The 21,059-nt window shown below is 67.2% G+C and carries 17 protein-coding genes; 13 read left to right on the forward strand and 4 right to left on the reverse strand.

What is annotated here, in order from left to right; all coding sequences use genetic code 11:
- Entirely contained in the window at positions 1-1,194 is a 1,194-nt protein-coding gene (locus AM586_RS18270; protein WP_047826620.1) for an ABC transporter substrate-binding protein, read from the reverse strand.
- A 212-nt stretch (positions 1,195-1,406) separates the two neighbouring features.
- Here AM586_RS18270 and AM586_RS29190 point away from each other — a divergent pair, with 212 nt between their 5' ends.
- The 5 genes from AM586_RS29190 to AM586_RS18295 all read left to right on the forward strand — a co-directional run bounded on the left by AM586_RS29190 (position 1,407) and on the right by AM586_RS18295 (position 5,468).
- A complete protein-coding gene (locus AM586_RS29190) occupies positions 1,407-2,984 on the forward strand; it encodes a methyl-accepting chemotaxis protein (protein WP_047826552.1) in 1,578 nt (525 codons plus the stop codon).
- 158 nt (positions 2,985-3,142) lie between these two features.
- Entirely contained in the window at positions 3,143-3,343 is a 201-nt protein-coding gene (locus AM586_RS18280) for a DUF2905 domain-containing protein (protein ID WP_047826621.1), read from the forward strand.
- Positions 3,344-3,396: 53 nt separating this feature from the next.
- Positions 3,397-3,813, forward strand: a complete 417-nt coding sequence (locus AM586_RS18285; protein ID WP_047826553.1) for a CopG family transcriptional regulator — start codon at positions 3,397-3,399, stop codon at positions 3,811-3,813.
- A gap of 9 nt (positions 3,814-3,822) precedes the next feature.
- Positions 3,823-4,881 (forward strand): PHB depolymerase family esterase, encoded by a 1,059-nt coding sequence (locus tag AM586_RS18290; RefSeq protein ID WP_047826554.1) that lies wholly within the window; start codon positions 3,823-3,825, stop codon positions 4,879-4,881.
- A gap of 47 nt (positions 4,882-4,928) precedes the next feature.
- Positions 4,929-5,468 carry a DUF2058 domain-containing protein gene (locus AM586_RS18295; RefSeq protein WP_047826555.1) on the forward strand — a complete coding sequence of 180 codons (540 nt, stop codon included), beginning with the start codon at positions 4,929-4,931 and terminating at the stop codon, positions 5,466-5,468.
- A gap of 6 nt (positions 5,469-5,474) precedes the next feature.
- On the opposite strand, the gene AM586_RS18300 is transcribed toward AM586_RS18295, so the two are convergent.
- The 3 genes from AM586_RS18300 to AM586_RS18310 all read right to left on the reverse strand — a co-directional run bounded on the left by AM586_RS18300 (position 5,475) and on the right by AM586_RS18310 (position 7,248).
- Entirely contained in the window at positions 5,475-6,047 is a 573-nt protein-coding gene (locus AM586_RS18300) for a lipocalin family protein (protein WP_052234460.1), read from the reverse strand.
- Between the two features lie 71 nt (positions 6,048-6,118).
- Positions 6,119-6,544 (reverse strand): hypothetical protein, encoded by a 426-nt coding sequence (locus tag AM586_RS18305; RefSeq protein ID WP_047826556.1) that lies wholly within the window; start codon positions 6,542-6,544, stop codon positions 6,119-6,121.
- Between the two features lie 182 nt (positions 6,545-6,726).
- Positions 6,727-7,248: a host attachment protein gene (locus AM586_RS18310; RefSeq protein ID WP_047826557.1), complete on the reverse strand. Its 522-nt coding sequence runs from the start codon at positions 7,246-7,248 to the stop codon at positions 6,727-6,729.
- Between the two features lie 193 nt (positions 7,249-7,441).
- Here AM586_RS18310 and AM586_RS18315 point away from each other — a divergent pair, with 193 nt between their 5' ends.
- From AM586_RS18315 to AM586_RS18350, 8 genes are all read left to right on the forward strand, one after another.
- A complete protein-coding gene (locus AM586_RS18315; RefSeq protein ID WP_047826558.1) occupies positions 7,442-7,651 on the forward strand; it encodes a DUF2945 domain-containing protein in 210 nt (69 codons plus the stop codon).
- A gap of 412 nt (positions 7,652-8,063) precedes the next feature.
- Positions 8,064-11,090, forward strand: coding sequence for a TonB-dependent receptor (locus AM586_RS18320; protein WP_229411283.1), 3,027 nt, complete (start codon positions 8,064-8,066; stop codon positions 11,088-11,090).
- A 58-nt stretch (positions 11,091-11,148) separates the two neighbouring features.
- Positions 11,149-12,669 carry a tryptophan halogenase family protein gene (locus AM586_RS18325; RefSeq protein WP_047826560.1) on the forward strand — a complete coding sequence of 507 codons (1,521 nt, stop codon included), beginning with the start codon at positions 11,149-11,151 and terminating at the stop codon, positions 12,667-12,669.
- A complete protein-coding gene (locus AM586_RS18330; RefSeq protein WP_229412935.1) occupies positions 12,633-15,341 on the forward strand; it encodes a glycoside hydrolase family 2 protein in 2,709 nt (902 codons plus the stop codon). The genes AM586_RS18325 and AM586_RS18330 overlap by 37 nt, the downstream gene beginning before the upstream one ends.
- A gap of 140 nt (positions 15,342-15,481) precedes the next feature.
- The gene (locus AM586_RS18335) at positions 15,482-16,468 is read left to right on the forward strand and encodes a LacI family DNA-binding transcriptional regulator (protein WP_047826561.1); all 987 of its coding nucleotides are present in this window, start codon (positions 15,482-15,484) and stop codon (positions 16,466-16,468) included.
- Between the two features lie 29 nt (positions 16,469-16,497).
- The gene (locus AM586_RS18340; protein ID WP_047826562.1) at positions 16,498-17,715 is read left to right on the forward strand and encodes an AGE family epimerase/isomerase; all 1,218 of its coding nucleotides are present in this window, start codon (positions 16,498-16,500) and stop codon (positions 17,713-17,715) included.
- Entirely contained in the window at positions 17,708-18,646 is a 939-nt protein-coding gene (locus tag AM586_RS18345; protein WP_047826624.1) for a carbohydrate kinase, read from the forward strand. The genes AM586_RS18340 and AM586_RS18345 overlap by 8 nt, the downstream gene beginning before the upstream one ends.
- Positions 18,643-21,054 carry a GH92 family glycosyl hydrolase gene (locus AM586_RS18350; protein WP_052234462.1) on the forward strand — a complete coding sequence of 804 codons (2,412 nt, stop codon included), beginning with the start codon at positions 18,643-18,645 and terminating at the stop codon, positions 21,052-21,054. The genes AM586_RS18345 and AM586_RS18350 overlap by 4 nt, the downstream gene beginning before the upstream one ends.
- The last annotated feature ends 5 nt before the right edge of the window (positions 21,055-21,059 follow it).

The following is a 21,059-nucleotide window of genomic DNA, read 5'->3' on the forward strand; positions in this document are numbered from 1 at the left end:
TCATTCCTCGGCCGGCACCAGCGCGCCGTCGGCGCGGTAGCGCACCATCAGCAGCTCGGCCGGGCCCAGCGCCTCGTGGCGCGCCGGCGTGAAGGGCGGTGCGTAGTTCTTGATCAGGCCATGCCAGGCCGGCAGATGCTCCAGCGCGTCGCGCACGGCTTTGCGGTCGGTGCTGCCGGCGCGGTCGATCGCCTGCGCCAGGAGATGGGTCAGGTCGTAGGCATGGGCCACGCCGACCGGCCCCTTGATGTCCTCGATCCGCCTGACGTCGGATACCCGGCCGGCGCTGGCCAGGAAGCGCCGCACGCGCGCCGGATCGGCGTGCCAGAAGCTGAAGGTCTGGATCACGGAAAAGTCGACCTGCTGCAGGGCCGGCCCGGCCTGCTTCGCGAACTCGCCGCCGGTCACGCCCCAATGGCTCAGGATCGGCAGCCGCTGTTCCTTCGGCAGCGCGGCCACTTCGCGCACCAGCACCGCCGCCTCGTCGTCGTTCGCCACCAGCACGATGGCCTGGGCGCCGGCCGCGCGCAGCTGCTGGTACCTGCCGACCAGGGAGGTGTCGCGCCAGTTGTACCAGGAGATGCCGGCGATCGTCATGCCGGGAATGGCGGGCACTGCCCGTTCGGCCGCTTCCGCATTGCTGCGGCCCCAGGAGGTATTCGTCAGCAGCAGCCCGACCTTGTCCAGATGGCGCCGGTGGGCCGCCCGCAGCAGCCTGGGCATGGCCAGCGAATCGCGCAAGGACAGGCGGTAGACATAGTTCGGCCGCATGTCGTTGTCGACGATCGCATCGGCCGAGGACCAGGGCGCCATGAACAGGGTGTGCGTGGCCTTCAGGGTCGGCAGCTCCTCGATGATGACCGGACTGAAGCGGCCGCCGAACACCGCCACCAGGCCCGGCATGCGCGCGAATTCCTGGATGTTGCGGATGCCGCGCGCGGGAATCGAGCGGTGGTCCTTGATCACCAGTTCGAGCGGCCGTCCGTGCAGCACGCCGCCGGCTGCATTGATCTCGGCGATGGCGGTGCGCATGCCCAGTTCGACGGCCTGGGCCGAGGTGCTGTTGTCGAGCCCGAATTCGCCGTCCATCCCCAGCAGCACCGGCTGCGGTCCCGCCGCCTGCGCCAGCCCGCCCGACAGCAGGGCGCAGGCGAAGCCGCGGCGCAGCCAGCGGGCGAAACGAAGAGAGGGCATCGGCAGGGTCACGGGCGGGACAAGTTGACAGTCAGAGACCGGATTTTAACGTTTTTGTTCCCGGCATCAGTTTCTTTTGGTCTAGCAAGATTCCTTAATGCAACAAAATTCCTTGGCATGTGACGATCCATCCACAATCATAAAATTTCCTTATGGAATTATATTGACTTCAACTAGAGTGTCGACCTTGCCTCGCACAGCCCATTTCTCCCATGTTTAAGAACACCAGTATCAAAGCGCGCCTCGTTTTCCTCACGTCTTTTCTGGTCGCGGCGCTTATCGCCGTCGGCGTCACCGGCATGGCCAACCTGAAGGCGACCAACGCCGCACTGCAGAGCGTCTACAACGACCGGCTGATCGCGCTCCGGGATCTCAGCCATGCGCTGTCGCTGATGGAGCAGAACCAGACCGCGATCATGCGCGCCGCGCTTGGCGGCATCGACAGCCGCACCCTGAGCGCCCAGTCCGACGACCGGGTCAGGGAAATCACCGGTCTGTGGAAGGCCTACATGGCGACCTACCTGACCGACGAGGAAAAAGCCCTCGCAGCGGATTTCGTGCAAAACCGCACGCAATACCTGGAAAAGGGGTTGAAGCCCGCGATGGCGGCGTTGCGCGACAATGATCTCGACACCCTCAAGGAAGTGGCATCCGGATCGCTGCTGCAGTTCTATGCACCTGTGCAAGCGAGCATGGAGGCGCTGGTCAAGCTGCAGGTGCGGGTTGCCCGGGAGGAGAACGAGGCCGCGCAAGCCCGCTACGCGCGGGCACGCATCGAATCGATCGCACTGGCGGTGGCAGCCTGCCTGCTGGGGAGCGCCGTCGCCTTCTTCCTGATCCGCGGCATCGGCGCCTCGATCGGACAAGCCCTCCACCTGGCGCAAAGCGTGGCCGACGGCGACCTGACCCAGACCATCCGCATCGATTCCAACGACGAGATCGGCCAGCTGCTGGCAACGCTGCAGAAGATGAATGCATCGCTGCTCGGCATCGTCGGCCAGGTGCGCAGCGGCAGCGATGCGATCGGCACCGCCAGCCAGCAGATCGCGGCCGGCAACCAGGACCTGTCGAGCCGCACCGAGCAGCAGGCCAGTTCGCTCGAAGAAACCGCCGCCTCGATGGAAGAACTGACTTCGACCGTCAAGCACAATGCCGACAATGCGCGCCAGGCCAACCTGCTTGCCAAGGCCGCCTCCGGCGTGGCCGAGCGCGGCGGCGCAGTGGTCGAGCAGGTGGTCGGCACCATGCAGGACATCCATGCGGCTTCGGGCAAGATCGCCGACATCATCGGCGTGATCGACGGCATTGCCTTCCAGACCAATATCCTGGCCCTGAACGCGGCGGTGGAAGCGGCACGCGCCGGCGAGCAGGGCCGCGGTTTCGCGGTGGTGGCGGGCGAAGTGCGCAACCTGGCGCACCGCTCGGCCAGTGCGGCGAAGGAAATCAAGGCGCTGATCGATAACTCGGTAGCCAGCGTAGCGGCCGGCAGCCGCCTGGTCGAACAGGCCGGCGAAACCATGCGCGAAGTCGTCGGCAGCGTACAGCGCGTGACCGACATCATGGCCGAGATCACGGCTGCCAGCGCCGAGCAGACCGCGGGCATCGAGCAGGTCAACGTGGCGGTGGTGCAGATGGACGAGGTTACCCAGCAGAACGCTGCCCTGGTCGAGGAAGCGGCCGCCGCCGCCGAGGCGATGCAGGACCAGGCCATGCAACTGGCGCGGGCGGTCAGCGTGTTCCGCACCGGAAAGAATCCTTCCACGTCGCGCCTGCCGATGCTGGCCGGCTAAGGCGCGCCCCGCACGCGCCGGTTTCGGCAGAATGGTCTCCCCGCGCGGGCGGGGAGCCAATGTTCGTCGCGTACCCATGGCATATGATGTCGGCTGTCGACGCAGACTTGGGTTCCGGCCTCCGCGGGAACGACGTTCTGGCGCTGCGATCCAACATCATGCAAAAACTCCTCATCCTCTCCGGCCTCGTCCTCCTCGCCGCCGGTCTCCTGTGGCCCTGGCTGCGCCGCCTGCCGCTGGGCCGCCTGCCCGGCGATATCCACATCGTCCGCGAAGGCTTCAGCTTCAGCTTTCCGATCGTGACCTGCCTCGTGATCTCGGTCGTGGTCTCGCTGCTGTTGTGGTTCTTCCGTCGCTGAGGCCTTGAAATACTCCTCCTATACTCCATATGGAGTATAAGGAGAGTATATTCATGAAACTTGTCGAATCCAAACCCAGATTCCCCGATACCGAAAAGGTCACGATCAACCTCGGCCTGGTCGACCTCGCGCAGATGGACCTGCTGGTCGAGGAGGGCTTCTATACCAACCGCACCGACTTCGTGCGCATGGCGATCCGCAAGCAGCTGGAGCTGCATGGCGAGGCGATCCGCCAGACCGTGACGCGCAAGCGCTACGTGATGGGCATGCAGCGCTATTCGAAGGCCGAGCTGGAAAGGACCGTCGCCGCCGGCGAACGGCTCGAGATCCACGTGCTCGGCCTGGCTTCCATCGACGATGACGTCAGCCCTGAACTGGCGCGCGAGGCGATCGCCTCGCTTCACGTGCTGGGCGCCTTCCTGGCATCCGGCGCCGTCAAGGCGGCGCTCGCCGACCGTATCGCATCCTGAAGGAACACTATGAAACCTTACGAACAATTTGTCGAAAACATACTCGGCGCGGTGCGCTCCGGCCAGGGCAAGGACCCGGCCGCGGCCACGGCACTCATCCAGGAAGCCTTGCAAAAGGCGGGCCTGTTGACGACCGCGCAGCCGGCCGCACGCACGGGCGGCATGCCTTTTCCCGACCTGAAGGGCATGCCGGCCTGGAACCGCGCTACGGCAAGGACGGAACGCGGCGCGGACACGCTCGGCGCCGGCGCCTTCCTGCACGGCAGCTATACCAACGAAGCCGGCACCCGCAATTACCGCCTCTACGTGCCTTCCAGCCCCAGCCCCGGACCGCGTCCGCTGCTGGTGATGCTGCATGGCTGCACGCAGGACCCGGAGGATTTCGCCGCCGGCACCACGATGAACCTGGCGGCCGAGCAAAGCGGCTGCCTGGTGCTGTACCCGGAGCAGGCCGCCAGCGCCAACCACTCGCAGTGCTGGAACTGGTTCGACAAGGCGCACCAGGAGCGCGGCGCCGGCGAACCGGCGATCATCGCCGGCATGACCCGGCAGGTGTTGCGAGAACATGACGGCGACGCGGCGCGCGTGTACGTGGCCGGCCTGTCGGCGGGCGGCGCGATGGCGGCCGTGATGGCGCAGGCGTATCCCGAGCTGTATGCGGCGGTCGGCGTGCATTCCGGGCTGGCGGCCGGCAGTGCGCGCGACCTGATCACCGGGCTGCAGGCCATGAAGGGCAATCACCAGGGTGCGCGCCGGCAGGCAGCGGCATCCGGCCGGGTCCGCGCGATCGTCTTCCACGGCGACCGCGACGCCACCGTGCACCCGTCGAACGGGCAGGCCGTGTACCGCCAGTTCGGCGGCGATGCCTCCCTGACCGAGATCGAGGAGCAGGGCAAGGGCCATGTCCGGGCGATGGTGCTGGACGCTGCCGGGCAGGTGGTGGCCGAGCACTGGACCTTGCACGGCGCCGGCCACGCCTGGTCGGGCGGCAGCACGGCCGGTTCGTATGCCGATCCTTCCGGGCCGAATGCCTCGGCCGAGATGTTGCGCTTTTTCCTCTCACGTTAAGCAGCGCGTTTGCTATGCTTGCGGCTTCACACATATGGAGTCACAAGATGGTTTCCCTGCAAGAGCAGCTGCTGAAGGCCGGCCTGGTCGACAAGAAAAAGGTCAAGCTGGCCAACCAGGAAAAGAGCAAGCAGCACAAGATCGAGCTGCGCACCGGCGTCGAGAAGCAGAACGAATCGCGCGAGGCCGCGCTCGAGGCGCAGCGCAAGCAGGCCGAGCGCGCCCGCGAGCTGAACGCCCAGCGCGACGCCGCCGCCGCGCAGAAGGCCGTCGCCGCCCAGATCGCGCAGATGGTCGCCACCAACCGCCAGCCCAAGGGCAATGGCGACATCGCCTACAACTTCACGATCGGCAGCAAGATCGAACGCATCTACGTATCGGAAAAGGTGCGCGACCACCTGGTGGCCGGGCGCCTGGCCATCATCGGCCAGGGCGGCGGCTTCGAGCTGGTGCCGCGCGTGATCGCCGACAAGATCGCCGAGCGCGCGCCCGAGATCGTGGTGCGCGTGACCAAGGCCGCGCCGCAGGCGGTCGAGGAAGACGATCCCTACGCCGACTTCAAGATCCCGGACGATTTCACCTGGTAAGCGGGATCAGCGTGCCTGCCGGGTCGCCTCCAGCCGGCCGAGGTCGAAACCCTGGCGTTCGAGCCGGTCGAGCAGGCTGGCCAGGGCCTGGCGCGGCACGGTCGGGGTGCGCGACAGGATCCACAAATACTCCCGCTTCGGTTCGCTCACCGCCGCCAGCTGGTAATCCGGATCGAGGTCGATCACCCAGTAGTCGCCCCAGACCTGCGGCAGGAAGGACAGCCAGCCCGGCGCGAAGCGCACCTGCAGCTTCGGCGAATCGGCGGGGCCGAGCTGGCGCGCGCTGCCGACCGCTTCATCGAAACGGCCGTCGGCGCGGCGGCAGCGGTTGATCACCTGGATGTTGCCGTCCCGCTGCAGGCTGTAGTGGGCGGTGGTGAAGCCGTCGCACTGCTTCTGGAAGCGGTTCGGGTACTTCGCGATCTCGTACCAGGTGCCGAGGTAGCGCGGCACGTCGAGGGAAGGAATCGGTACGAGCTCGGGCGCCTCATGGCGCTCGCGTCCGGCGGCCAGCACGGTGATGGTGGCGCCGAGCAGGCCGAGGGCGAGGATGGCGAGGCGGGAAACAGGAACAGGCATGGCATCGGTCGGGTTGCGCGTTGAACCGCCATCCTAGCAGGGTGGCGGCATCCACGGCGCAGCCGAGCTGCTCAGCCTGGCGCCGGCGCGTTCCCGAGCTGCACGGCGGGCAGCGCATAGCTCACGCTGGCCGCGGCGGTGGCGCCGACCGCGACGCTCACGGTCTGGGTGGCGGGCGAGGGAAACCAGGTGCCGGCACCGACCGCGACCGGCTGGGCGCTGATCGTGTAATCGCCCGGCACGAGGCCGGACAGGATCTGCGTGCCGGCGAGATCGGCGGCGTAATTGCCGGGCCCGCTCACATGCACCGCGGCACGGATCCCGGACGGCAGGTTGACGACCGTGACGCTCAGATTGCCGGTGCTGACGCCCTGCAGCTGGATGTTGGTGTTGGTCTGGCCCGGACTGCCCCCGCCGCCGCCGCAGGCGGCCAGCGAGCCCAGGAACAGCGCCAGGAACAGGATGACCAGCAGGGTCCGCACGCGCTCGGGCTGCATGACAGCTCCTCGGACGACACGATGTGATGTCATTGTCTGGCCGGGCGCCCGGGTGCACGCGAGGGAGTCGGGTCGAGTTGAGACAGGCTTAGTGACGTACGTGTCGGGTGAACTTCGAGCGCCTGCCATGAAAAACGCCAGCCGCTTCAGGCTGGCGTTGTCGGCGCAATGCAGCGGGGCGTTTATTGCAGCTTGTTGGCGCGCTGGGCCTGCAGCTGCTCGCGGATCTGCTCGCGCAGCTGCTGCGCGTTCGAGTGCGTGTAGTCCTTGTTGACCTCGAGCTTGATCAGCGGCTTGATGTGCGGATCGAGATAGGTGCGCAGGGCGCCGAGGAACTGCGGCGAGGCGGAAATGACCAGTTGCTGGTAACGGCCTTCCTGGTGCGCGTCCATCAGGTATTTCGAGATGTCTTTCGCGAATTGTTCGGCTTCGTGCTCCTGCGGCGTCTGGGCCGGCTGGTAGGCCTTGTTCGGTGCGCCGGCCTTGGCGTTGTGCGCAAAGCCCGCCGCTTCGTTGCCGCCGATGCCGTGGCTGCTGCTGCCGGCGGCCGTGCGCCCGACCTCGTCCGTGTTGATCTCCGATGTCCGCAGGCGCGCAGCGGTGCTCACCAGGTCATCGATTTCTTCCAGCGGTTCCGCCGGGTCGTAATCCGAAAAAATCCGAGCGCGGCCGGCGTTGGCCGACACAATCCAGGTCGTCTGCATGTTACCCCCTGTCAGTCTGTGAAGCATGAAGGATGGACCGGCGACAGCAAGCGCGATGGCATTGCGTACCGATCATGGCTTGAATTCAGTATAGCCAAGCTTCCGAATGGCTGGCGTCACGTATCCGCCGGGTAAGGTACGGCGGGGGAAGCGCTCCCATGTTCAAATGGCTGTCCTGGACAAAGGAGGCATCATGACCCAGACATTCAAGCCCGGCGAGAAAGTCGAATGGCATGCGGCGCAGGGCGTGGTGCGCGGCACGGTCAAGAAGAAACTGACCTCGCCGATCGAGATCAAGGGCCACCACGTGGCCGCGTCGGAAGAGAATCCGGAGTACCTGGTCGTCAGCGACGAGACTGGCGCCGAGGCTGCGCACAAGCCCTCGGCGCTCAGGAAAGTGTAGACAGCGTCCATTCATCCAGCCGTACCGGCTGGCCCTGCAAGCTCCCCTGCCGCCATCGCCGATGGCCGCAGGGGAGCTTTTTTATTCGTCTCCGGCAACAGGAAAAACGGCGGCCCCGACAAGATCGTGTTTACGAAAACACGGCTAAACTGCGCCCGTTTTTTCAAAATCTGTTGAGCTCGTATCGACAACTTTTGTATAACTTCTACAGGGCGAAGTGCGATACCCGACGGCGCAGGGCTGCCAAAACAAGCGTTTAGTAAATGTCCCCAGGCCTGCCACCAAGTCAATACAAGAAGCCCATCGATAGGGCACGATAAGGAGACTGCATATGATGTTCAGGAACGTTCTTGCTTCTCGACAGGGCGGGCGCCTGTGCGCAACCCCGATTGCCACGGCAGTTGCTTTGGCTATGTTGAGCATTGGCACTGCCCAAGCGCAAACCGCCGCCGACCAGCCGGCCGCGCCGCAGGCCGATACCCCGCAACCGGAGAAAGTGGTCGTCACCGGTTACCGCTATTCGATCGAGAAGAGCCTCGACCAGAAGCGCAACGCCAACGCGGTGGTCGACGTGGTCACCGCCGAGGATATCGGTAAATTCCCAGACAAGAACGTGGCCGACGCGCTGCAGCGCGTGCCGGGCGTGATCATCGACCGCAGCGGCGGCGAGGGCAAGAACGTCAGCGTCCGCGGCCTGTCCTCGGAACTGACCCTGACCGAACTGAACGGCAACTACGTCGCCACCGCCGAATCCAACGGCGATCCGACCCGTTCCTTCAACTACACCCTGATGCCGTCGAACATGCTGTCGAGCGCCGAGCTGTTCAAGACGCCGGAAGCGCGCATCGACGAGGGCGGCATCGGCGGCACCGTGATCCTGCACACCCGCCGTCCGCTGGAGGTGAAGTCGGGCAGCGGCTTCGTCAACGCCGAGGGCACCTGGGCCGACACGACCAAGAAGGGCGACGGCCAGTTCTCCGGCCAGTACGCCTGGCATGACGAGAGCAACCGCTTCGGCGTCCTGGTCGGCTATACCCAGCAGAAGCGCACCACGCGCACCATGGCCGGCAGCACCGAAAACTGGCAGTGGTACGCGGATGACTACAAGACGCATCCGGCCACCGACGTCAACGGCCGGCCTTCGGGCCTGACTTCGCGCTGGTGGGGCCAGTCGGGCTTCTACGACCAGAGCGGCAAGTACTACACCAACTTCATGATGCCGACCTCGGTCAACGAGAGCGTCAAGACCGAGGACCGCGAACGCAAGGGCGGCCAGCTGACCCTGCAGTTCAAGCCGATGCGCAACCTGAACCTGACGGCCAACTACTTCCGCTTCGACCTGTCGCAGAACTCGCAGACCAATACCCTGAAGATCCCGGAGTGGAACCTGGCCCGCTATGACGGCGACGGCAACTGGCCGGGCGGCCGCATGCTGGACGGCCTGACATTCGATCCGAGCGGCACCATCGTCACCGGCGCGAACTACAGCGCCCATCCGGGCAAGACCTACTATTGCAGCGAAGCGCAGGCCGCGGCGGCGGGCCAGAAACCGGGCGGCTGGGGGCCGGACGACTGCACCATCCCGACCCCGCAGATCACCGGCAGCTACAACCGCGAAAAAGCGCGCTCGCAGACCTTCGACATCGGCGCCGAATGGCGCGGCGCGTCGCTGGACGCCGACTTCAAGGCCGGCCGCACCTGGGCCTCGGGCGGTCCGTCGCTGCAGTTCACCATGCCGATCAAGCCGCGCGTGCAGAATGCGGACGGCAGCTGGACCCTCGGCAACTACGCCAGCGCCTGGAACACGGCCGGCACGCCGACCATGACCTTTTCGCCGGAACTGATGGCCAACCTGGCGAAGGGCATCGGCGAGATCGACCTCGGTTCGACCTCGTCCTCGTGGACCCACAACAGCAACAAGCAGAACTACGCCCAGGCCGATTTCACCTGGCATACCGACTTCAACTACCTGGACTCGCTGCAGTTCGGCGCCAAGTACCGCGACGGCGGCATCCACCGCAACACCGGCAACAACTACTGGGTCTGCCCGGGCGCCGATCCGAGCAACTACGACGCGCGCTACCAGGCCGGTTGCGATCCGACCGCCAACAAGTTCCAGCCGTCCTTCCTGTACTCGCAATCGCTGGGCAACCTGGCCGGCGGCATCAAGGCCAGCGCCTTCCCGGCGATCGACTACGCGAGCTACATCGCTTACCTGAACAAGACCTACGGGCAGCAGCAGACGCGTAACGAAGACAACTTCGTCTACAACGTCGACGAGAAGATCACCTCGACCTACCTGCAGGCCAACTTCAAGGCCGACCGCATGCGCGGCAACTTCGGTGTACGCCTGGTGCGCACCAAGCAGCATGCCGACTCGACCGACCAGGTCGACAACTACAAGGACTACTTCTACAACGGCGCCAACGGCGCACCGGCGCCTTGCCAGGCGGGCGGCGCACCGGCCGCCGGCGCGCCAAGCGGTTCGGGTTGCGTGAGCGGCTTCACAACCCTGCCGGACAGCACCGCGCATACCCAGTCCTTCGCCGTCAGCGCGCTCGACCGCACCTACAACGACGTGCTGCCGAGCCTGAACGTCGCCTACGACCTGACCGACACCCTGCTGCTGCGCGCCGCCGCATCGAAGGTGATCGCACGTCCGAGCTACGGCGACATCGCGGCCCCGGGCGGCCTGCAGAACTACAGCCAGGAATACGTCAACGACCGCCGCCTGATCGGTGGCGGCGACGAGGTGGGCTGGTTCGGCAGCGGCAGCAACAAGAACCTGCAGCCGTACAAGGCCACCCAGTTCGACCTGGGCCTGGAGTGGTACTACCAGCGCGGCTCGGTGCTCGGCCTCGACCTGTTCCGCAAGAACGTCAGCAACTTCTCGGTGCCGGTCGTCATGAACGTGAACATGAGCGTCGCCGGCGAGGCTGTGACGGTGCAGAACTACTCGACCAGCGCCGGCGGACGTAACGGCGTGTCGCAGGGCGCCGAGTTCTACGCACAGCATACGCTGCCTTCCGGTATCGGCTTCCAGTTCAACTACACGTACAACAAGACCAACGAGGCGGCCATCACCCTGGAAGACGGCACCAACGTCGGCCAGTCGCCGCTGGTCGGCAGCGCGAAGAACCAGCTGAACCTGACCGTGTTCTACGAAACCGACAAGCTGCTGCTGCGCGCTTCGTACAACCGCCGCGGCGAAGTGGTGGACGGCCTGATCAACGGCTTGAACGTGTATGAGGATCCGTACAGCCAGGTCGACCTGAACGCGGCCTACAACTTCACCAAGCAGCTGAGCCTGACCGCCTCGGTGTTGAACCTGACCAGGCAGGAGACCCGTTCCCACCTGGGCAACGACACCAAGGACCGCTTCTACTCCAACGGTTACGCCGGCCGCATCGCGTACGTCGGTCTGAACTACAAGTTCTGAATCCCCTTCATCCTCCCCGGGCCTGGCAGGCCGGGGAGGTTTTTTTTTGGGAGGCCGTATGGAGTCGCACAAGCGCATCAACCGCATCACCATCGTCGGCGGCGGCAGCGCCGGCTGGATGGCCGCCGCCGCCCTGGCCACCTACCTGGGCAAGGGCGCCACGATCCGCCTGATCGAGTCCGAGGAAATCGGCATCGTCGGCGTGGGCGAGGCCAGCGTGCCGCACATCCGGATGTTCAACGGGCAGTGGCTGGGCATCGACGAAGCCGAATTCGTCAAGCGGACCCAGGCCACGGTCAAGCTCGGCATCCAGTTCAATGACTGGGGCCGCATCGGCGACAGCTACATCCACGGCTTCGGCGCCATCGGCCGTTCGCTGGGGCCGCTACCCTTCCACCAGTTCTGGCTCAAGCTGCACCTGGCCGGGCGCGCGGGGCCGATCGGCGACTATTCGCCGCAGACCGTGATGGCGCCGCAGGGCAAGTTCGCGCCCGGCGACCGCAACGCCGCGCCGAACTCGCCGCTGGCCGACATCGCCTACGCCTACCACTTCGACGCCACCCTGTACGCGCGCTTCCTGCGCGAACTGGCGGAACAGCGCGGCGTGCAGCGCATCGAGGGCAAGGTCGTCGGGGTGCAGCAGCGCGCCGGCGACGGCTTCATCGAGTCGGTGACGCTGGAAAGCGGCCGCCTCGTCGATGGCGAACTGTTCATCGACTGCTCGGGTTTCCGCGGCCTGCTGATCGAGCAGACCCTCGATACCGGCTACGAGGACTGGTCGCACTGGCTGCCCTGCGACCGCGCGCTGGCCGTGCCCTGCGAAAGCGTCGCTCCGATCACGCCTTATACGCGCTCGACCGCGCGCGCGGCCGGCTGGCAGTGGCGGATCCCGCTGCAGCACCGCACCGGCAACGGCTACGTCTATTCGAGCAAACACCTCAGCGACGACGAAGCCACCGCGACCCTGCTGGCGAACCTGGACGGCAAGCCGCTGGGCGAGCCGCGTCCCTTGCGCTTCACCACCGGCATGCGCAAGAAGCTGTGGAACAAGAACGTGGTGGCGCTGGGATTGGCCAGCGGCTTCCTGGAGCCGCTCGAGTCGACCAGCATCTACTCGGCCCAGTCGGGCATCACGCGCCTGCTGAGCTTATTCCCCACGCGCGACTTCAATCCGCTGCTGGCCGAACGCTACAACCGCGATTCCGTGTTCGAATTCGAACGGATCCGCGATTTCCTGATTCTCCACTACCACGCGACCGAACGGAAGGACACGCCGTTCTGGGACTATTGCCGCACAATGGCTATCCCGGACAGCCTGCGCGAGGCGATGGACCTGTTCCGCGCCGATGGCCGCTACTTCCGCAACGGCGAGGATTTCTTCGCGCTGCCGAGCTGGGTCCAGGTGATGCTGGGCCAGCGCATCGTGCCGCAAGGCTACCACCCGATGGTGGACGAGATGCCCGAAGACCGGCTGCTCGACCATGTCGACAGCATGCGCGCGCTGCTGGCGCATGCCGTTGCCGCGATGCCGACCCACCAGGAGTGGATCGATCGCTACTGGAAAGCCCCGGCGGCATGAGGGCGCGGCGCTTCCTGGGACTGTGCCTGGTCCTGGCCGCGGCGGGCGCGGCATCGGCCATGGCGGCCACGCCGGACGGCTTCGCGATCGACAAGGGTTGGCGCTTCCGCCTGGTTCCCGGCAACGCACAGGCGGCGTCCCATCCCGAAGCCGCGCCCTGGCACACGGCGGCGGTGCCCGGCACGGTGCATACCGACCTGTTCGCGAACAGGGTGATTCCCGACCCGTATGTGGGCGCGCCCGAAGCCGGCCTGCAATGGATCGGCCTGGCCGACTGGGAATACCGCACGCGCTTCGACGCGCCGCGCGGCGCACTGTCGGCCGCGCGCAGCGACCTGGTGCTCGACGGCCTCGACACCTTCGCCGAGGTCTGGCTGAACGGCGTCAAGCTGCTCGATGCCGACAACGCCTTCCGCACCTGGCGCCTGCCGGTGCAGGGCCGGCTGCGTGCCCGGGGCAACGACCTGCGCATCGTGCTGCATTCGCCGATCGCGAAGCTGCTGCCGCAGGTCGAGGCAATGCCGCACAAGCTGCTCGGCAACTATCCCTCTCCCTACGGCGACGAGCCGAAGGACGCGATGACCGCGAATTTCGCGCGCAAGCCCGGCTACCACTACGGCTGGGACTGGGGCCCGCGCTACGTCACCGCCGGCATCTGGAAACCGGTCGTGCTGCAGAGTTGGGATGCGGTGCGCATCGATGACCTGCAACTGCGCCAGGACCACGTCGACGCCGCGCGCGCCGACATCGCCGCCATCGCCTCGCTCGACGCGGTGCGCGACGGCGCGGCCGAGCTGCGCCTGTGGCAGACGACCCCGGGTGGCCGGCGCTCGCTGGCGGCGCGGCAGCGCGTCGCACTGCACGCCGGCGCGAACCGCATCGACCTCCCCGTGCACGTCGACCGGCCGCAGCGCTGGTACCCGAACGGCTACGGGGCGCAGCCGCTGTACCGCTACGAGCTGGAAGTCCGGGCCGAGCATGGCAAGGGCGCAGGCAAGGCCGCGATTGCCAGGGCCGGCGCACGCACCGGCCTGCGCAGCATCGAATTGCGCCGCGATCCCGACGACAGGGGCCGCAGCTTCTACTTCGCCGTCAACGGCATCCCGGTCTTCGCCAAGGGCGCCAACACCATCCCCTTCGACATGTTCCAGCCGCGCGTGAGCAAGGCCCGGCTGCGCCGCGTGCTGCAATCGGCCGCCGATGCGAACATGAATTTCCTGCGCAGCTGGGGCGGCGGGTATTACGAGAGCGAGGATTTCTTCGACCTGGCCGACGAACTGGGCTTGCTGGTCTGGCAGGACTTCATGTTCGGCGGCGGCATGCCGCCGGCCTACGACGAAGCCTTCCGCGCCAATGTGGTGGCGGAAGCCCGCGACAACGTGCGCCGCCTGCGCAATCACCCTAGCCTGGCCCTGTGGTGCGGCAACAATGAGGAAGAGATCGCCTGGAAATACTGGGGTGCGGGCAAGGAAATGAAGGCCGCCGCCCCAAGCCTCGCCGACAAGGTGTGGAAGGGCTATGTGCAGCTGTTCGGCGCCGACCTGCGCAAGGTGGTCGCGGAGGAGGGCGGCGGCATCGCCTACTGGGCCAGTTCGCCCGGCGACGACCTGGCCGAGGTGGCGAACACCCCGGCCAGCGGCGACATGCATTACTGGGAGGTGTGGGGCAACCCGGCTTACCCGCCAAGCAAATACCTGGAGATCACGCCGCGCTTCATGTCGGAGTACGGCCTGCAGGCCTGGCCGGTGCAGGCCACGATCGACGCCTTCGCCAGGCGCGCGGAGCAGGGCATCGCCGCGCCGGTGATCGAGGCCCATCAAAAATTCCTTGCTGGCAAGGGTAACGAGCGGCTGATGAAGTACGTCGACTACGAATTCGGCGCCACGCAGGATTTCGCCGGCTTCGTCTACCTGAGCCAGGCCGCGCAGGCCGAGGGCATCGAACTGGCCGCGCTGCACCACCGCGCCAGCCGTCCGTTCACCATGGGTTCGCTGTACTGGCAGCTCAACGACGTGTGGCCGGGCGCGTCCTGGTCGAGCGTGGACTGGTTCGGGCGCTGGAAGGCGCTGCACTTCCATGCGCGCCGCTTCTATGCGCCGGTTGCGCTTGCCGCGCTGCGCGACGCCGGGGGCAAGACGACCGTCAGCCTGCTGAACGACCGCACCCGGCCGCTGCGGGGCGAGCTGCGCCTGCGCCTGATGAGCCTCGACGGCCAGGTATTGCGCGACGAGCGCAGGCCGGTCGAGCTGGCGCCGCTGTCGTCGACGAGGGCGGGCGATTACCTGGACGCGGATTTGCTCGGCGGCGCCGACCCGGCGCGCACCGTCGCGGTGTTCGAGCTGCGGGCCGAGGGCGAGCCGGCGTCGCGCGGGGTCGTGTATTTCCGCGCGGCCAAGGAGATGGCCTGGCCCGACCCTGGCCTGCAGGCGCAGTTGCGCCGCGATGACGCCGGCTACGCGCTCGAGCTGCACGCGGCGCGCTTCGCCCGCGCCGTCTGGATCGATGTGGACGGCGCCGATGCCGATGCCGGGCTGTCCGACAATGCCCTGACCCTGTTGCCGAACGAAAGCGTCTCCCTGCGCCTGTCGTCGAAAGCGGGGCTCGAAGCGCTGCGCGGCGCGCTGCGCCTGCGTTCCCTGGCCGACATGCCATCGTTTACTAAAACGCGCTAAAAAGCACGCTGTTTTAGCCGACCTGGTTGACGCTCCAGAGACGGCTGGGATAAAAAAGCGTTTATTAAACAAAAATACCGGAGACCCATCATGCACTCGATTCCGCTGCATGAGCGCCCGCGCCGCACACGGAGGCGGACGTGAGCCACGCTACCCTGCGCGACATTGCGGAGACCACCGGCCTGTCGATCGGCACCGTGTCGCGCGCCCTCAAGAACCAGGCCGGCATGACCGAGGCGACGCGCAACAAGGTGCGCGAAGCGGCATTGCATCTGGGCTACGACTTCTCGCAGCTCAAGAAGGGCCGCATCCGCCGCATCGCCTTCCTGCTGCACAGCCAGCACAACACGCTGGCCTCCAGCCCCTTCTTCTCGCCGGTGCTGCATGGCGCGGAAGAGGCCTGCCGGCGCGAAGGCGTCGCCCTGTCCTTCATCGCGGTCGATCCGGCCGAGCCGGTGCTGGCGCAGATACGCGTGCACCAGCCCGACGCCATCATCTGCGCCGGCTTCTTCGAGCCGGAGGTGCTGGCGGCGCTGCAGCAGGTCGGCAAGCCGATCGTGCTGGTGGACATCCACCGGCGCGGCTTCACCTCGGTCAACCCCGACAACATGCGCGGCGGCTACCTGGCCACCCAGCACCTGCTGCGCTGCGGCCGCAAGCGCATCGCCATGCTGTCCGGCTCGCTGGCCCACTACAGCATCCAGCAGCGCAACCGCGGCTTCCGCCAGGCCTTGTTCGACGCCAGGGTGCACGCCGATCCGGACCTCGAAGTCATCGTGCCGACCATGGGCGAGGGCGAGGAGGCCGTGGTGGAAGCCATGCGCAGCCTGCTCAGCCTGCCGAAACGGGCCGATGCGGTCTTTTGCTACAACGACAGCACCGCGCTGGCCGCCATGAAGTATTGCCTGAACGAGGGGATGAAGATCCCCCACGACATCGCGATCGTCGGTTTCGACGACATCGCCGCGGCGGCCGCCGCCATCCCCCCGCTCAGCACGATCCGTGTGGACAAGGAAGCGCTGGGGCGGGCCGGGGTCGAATTATTGCTCCACAAGCCAGAAGAAAACGCCCCCCAGATAACCGTGCCAGTCCAGCTGATCGTGCGCGAGAGCAGCTGCGACGACTAAGCCCACTGCACCCTAACCCAACAACGACCATGTCCACTTTCCCGAACTTCCGCAGCCCGGCCGTCCTGCTCGAGCATGCGCAGCACACCATGCGCTTCTATCACCCGCGTGCGATCGACCCTGCCGGCGGCCTGTACCAGTACTTCAAGGACGACGGCGCCATCTACGACGCCCAGCACCGGCACCTGGTCAGCAGCACGCGCTTCGTGTTTACCTATGCGATGGCGTACCGGCATTTCAAGGATCCGGCCTACCTGGATGGGGCGAAGCACGCGCTGCGCTTCCTGCGCGAGGCGCACCGGGCGCCGGATGGCGACGGCTACGCCTGGATGCTGAACGGCCGCGCGGTCGAGGACGGCACCCAGCACGCCTACGGCGAAGCCTTCGTGCTGCTGGCCTATGCGCACGCCACGATGGCGGGGATCGACGAAGCGCGCGCCTGGATCGGCGAAACCTTCGAACTGATGGAAAAGCGCTTCTGGGACGAACAGGCCGGCCTGTATGCCGACGAGGCCAGCCAGGACTGGGACGTGCTCTCCAGCTACCGCGGCCAGAACGCGAACATGCACTCGGTCGAGGCGCTGCTGGCCGCGCACCAGGCCACCGGCGAGATCCGTTACCTGGAACGCGCCTACACGGTGGCCTCCAACATCACCCGGCGCCAGGCCGAGCGCTGCGGCGGCCTGATCTGGGAGCACTACGACGAGCAATGGCAGCCCGACTGGCGCTTCAACTTCGACGACCCGGAAAACCTGTTCCGCCCCTGGGGCTACCAGCCCGGCCATTTCACGGAGTGGGCCAAGCTGCTGCTGCAGCTGGAGGCGCGCGCCGTAGGCGTCCTGGAACAGGACCTGGGCTGGCTGCTGCCGACCGCCGAGAAGCTGTTCGGCGTTGCGCTGGACAAGGGCTGGGATGCGCAGCATGGCGGCGTCTGCTACTCGCTGGCCCCGGACCTGAGCGTGTGCGACGCGCACAAGTATTTCTGGGTGCAGGCCGAGAGCGCTGCCGCCGCCGCCATGCTGGCGCAGCGCACCGGCAATGCGAGCTACTGGGACTGGTACCAGCGCCTGTGGGAATACAGCTGGACCCATTTCGTCGATCACCGCTACGGCGCCTGGTACCGCATCCTCGACCGCGAAAACCGCAAGCTGAGCGACGAGAAGAGCCCGGCCGGCAAGGTGGATTACCACACCATGGGCGCCTGCTACGACATCGTGGCCGTGCTCGGAAAGGCCGGCAATGAATGATGTGACGACCAATACGACGCCGCTGATGCTGTGCGCCGGCGAGGCCCTGACCGACATGATCGACCAGGGCGGCGAGCGGTGGGTGAGCCGCGTCGGCGGTTCGGTGTGGAACGTGGCGCGCGCGCTGGCGGTGCTGGGCGAGCCGACCGCCTTCGCCGGCGCCATCAGCCGCGACCGTTTCGGCGATGCGCTGTGGGCGGCCAGCGAGGAAGTCGGCCTGGACCTGCGCCTGCTGCAGCGCGTCGAGCGCTCGCCGCTGCTGGCGGTGGTCGAGAAATGCGAGCCGCCGCGCTACTTCTTCATCGGCGACGACAGCGCCGACCTGCACTTCGATCCGGCGCAGCTGCCCGCCGGCTGGGCGGATTCGCTGCGCTGGGCCCACTTCGGCGGCATCAGCCTGGCGCGCGAGCCGCTGGCCGCGACCCTGGTCGCGCTGGCCGCGCAGCTCAAGGAAAAAGGCGTGGCGATCAGCTACGACCCGAATTACCGCAAGCTGATGGACGAGCGCTACACGCCGACGCTGGAACGCATGGCGGGCCTGGCCGACGTGATCAAGGTCTCCGACGACGATTTGCGCGGCCTGTTCCCGAAGCTCGAACTCGACCAGGCGCTGCAGCGCGTGCGCGCCTTCAACCCGGCGGCGTACTGCCTGCTGACCCGCGGCGGCGAGGGCGCCAGCCTGTACCACGGCGCGCAGCGCTGCGACGCCCGCGCGCCCAGGGTCGAGGTGGTGGACACGGTCGGCGCCGGCGACGCCAGCGTAGCGGGCCTCCTGCACAGCCTGGCGCGCCACCCGGGCCGGCCCTTGCTGTCCCACCTGCACGCCGCGCTGGCGGCCGGTTCCGCCGCCTGCCTGCAGGCCGGCGCGACCCCGCCGCCGCCGGCGGCCATGCACCGATTGTTCGAACTGCTCCAAGGAGAGACCTCGTGACGAGCCGCACCCGCATCACCCTGTTCCTGCTGGCGGCGTTTGCGCTGCCGCTGGCTGCCGACTGTGCCCCCCAGGGCGCGGCGCCTGCCACGCCGGTCAACACCTTCATCGGCACCCAGGACGAGGGCAATACCTTCCCCGGCGCCTCGGCCCCGTTCGGCATGATCCAGGTCGGCCCGATCACCGACCATTACGCCGGCTACCGCTACAGCGACAAGCGCATCCGCGGCTTCGGCCACTCCTTCCTGTCCGGCGCCGGCTGCTGGGAGCAGGGCGGGCAGCTGTCGGTACTGCCGGTGACCGGCACCATCGGCCCCGGCGGCGAGTTCGACACCAGGAAGGCGGACAGCTTCAACCACAAGACCTACGCCGCCGAATACAGCCACGAGGGCGAGGTCGGCCAGGCCGGCTACTACAAGGTCCAGCTCACCAGCTATGGCGGCATCACCGCCGAGACCACCGCGCTGACCCGCGCCGCGGCCGAGCGCTACACCTTCGCCCCCGGCGCGAATACCGGCCACGTGCTGCTGAATGTCGGCCAGGCCAACGAGCGCCATTCGGTGGTCGGCAGCGAACTGCGGGTGCTGGACGAGCACAGCGTCGAAGGCAAGATCGTCACCAACAGCTTCTGCGGCGGCGCCAAGTACACCACCTGGTTCCGCATCACCTTCGACCAGCCCATCGCCGCGCACGGCATCTGGGACGAACGCGGCGGCTTCCCGGGCGCCAGCGGCCCGACCCAGCAGGGCGACAGCCGCCCGCACGGCGCCTGGCTGAGCTTCGACCTGAAGAACGGGCGCGCGGTCACGGCGGTCAGCGCCATCTCCCACGTCGACGCCGCGGGGGCGCGCGCCAACCTGCAGGCCGAGGGCATGGCCGGCGGCAAGCCGTTGGGCTTCGACGCGATGCGCGCCAAGGCGCAGGCGGCGTGGCAGCGCGAACTGGGCAGCGTGCGCATCGACGGCGGCAGCAACGACGACCGCACCGTGTTCTATACCGCGCTCTACCACGCGCTGCTGCAGCCGCTGACCGGCAACGACGCCGACGGCCGCTACCGCGGCTACGACGACGCCATCCACACCGCCAGGGACTGGACCTATTACGAGTTCTTCTCGCTGTGGGACACCTACCGCGCGCAGAACCAGCTGCTGGCCCTGCTGCGCCCGCAGCGCGCGCGCGACATCGCCAATTCGGTGCTGAAGATCCGCGAGCAGGGCGGCTGGCTGCCGCGCTGGGGCTACGCCAACTTCGAGACCAATGTGATGACCGGCGACCCGGTCACGCCTTTCCTGGTCGACCTGTGGCGCTTCGGCGCGCTCAAGGGCCGCGAGCAGGAAGCCTATGCGGCGCTGCGCCAGAATGCGTTCGGCGTACCCCCGTTCAATATCCGCCCGCAGGGTCGCTCGGGTAACCCCAGTTACCTGCGCCAGGGCTTCGTGCAGTACGACCGCACCTTCATGGCCAAGGGCATGGATACCGATCCGCACCACGGCGCCTCGGCGACCCTGGAATATGCGCTGGCCGACAGCGCGCTGGCGAAGATGGCCTGGGCCCTCGGCCAGGAAGACGACGCGCTGACGCTGTCGCAGCGCGCCCTCAACTGGAAGAAGGTCTGGGATGCGGGCGTGCAGGACGCCCCGACCGGGCTGCACGGCTTCCCGCGTCCGCGCCTGCTCGACGGTGCCTGGTTCAAGGACGTCGGCGGCACCTACGATCCGCGCAGCGAGAGCGGCTTCCACGAGGGCACGGCCTGGCAATACCAGTGGCTGGTGCGCCAGGACATCCCGGGCCTGGCCGCGGCGATGGGCGGTCCGGACGAGGCGCTGCGCCGCCTGGACCTGTTCTTCGACTACGACGCCCTGCAGGCCGATCCGCAGGCGGTGCGCAAGTCCTGGGTGGTCGGACCGTACAGCTACTACAGCCAGTTCCGCTACAACCCGAACAACGAGCCCGACCTGCATGCGCCCTGGGTCTACACCCTGATGGGCCAGCCCTGGAAGACCACCACCGTGCTGCGCGCCGCCGAGACCCTGTTCGGCAACGGCCCCAGCGGCGTGACCGGCAACGACGACCTCGGCACCATGTCGGCCTGGTACATCTTCAGCGCGCTGGGCATGTACCCGGACACGCCGGGCAGCGGCCGCTTCCTGCTGCATGCGCCGCGTTTCGCCCGCGCCGAGATCGACCTGACGAACGGCCGTACCTTGCGCATCGAGGCGCCCGAGGCGAAGGTCGGCGAGCGCCGCTACGTGCAGTCCGTGAACTGGGCCGGCAAGCCGGCGCCGCGCGTGTGGCTGGACTGGGAGCAGCTGCAGGCCGGCGGCAAGCTGGAGTACCGCCTGGCGCCGCAGCCGGACAAGAACGGGTGGGGCACGCAGGCGCGTGACCTGCCGGCCGCACTACAATAAGGAGA

Source organism: Massilia sp. WG5 (assembly GCF_001412595.2).
GTDB lineage: Bacteria > Pseudomonadota > Gammaproteobacteria > Burkholderiales > Burkholderiaceae_D > Telluria.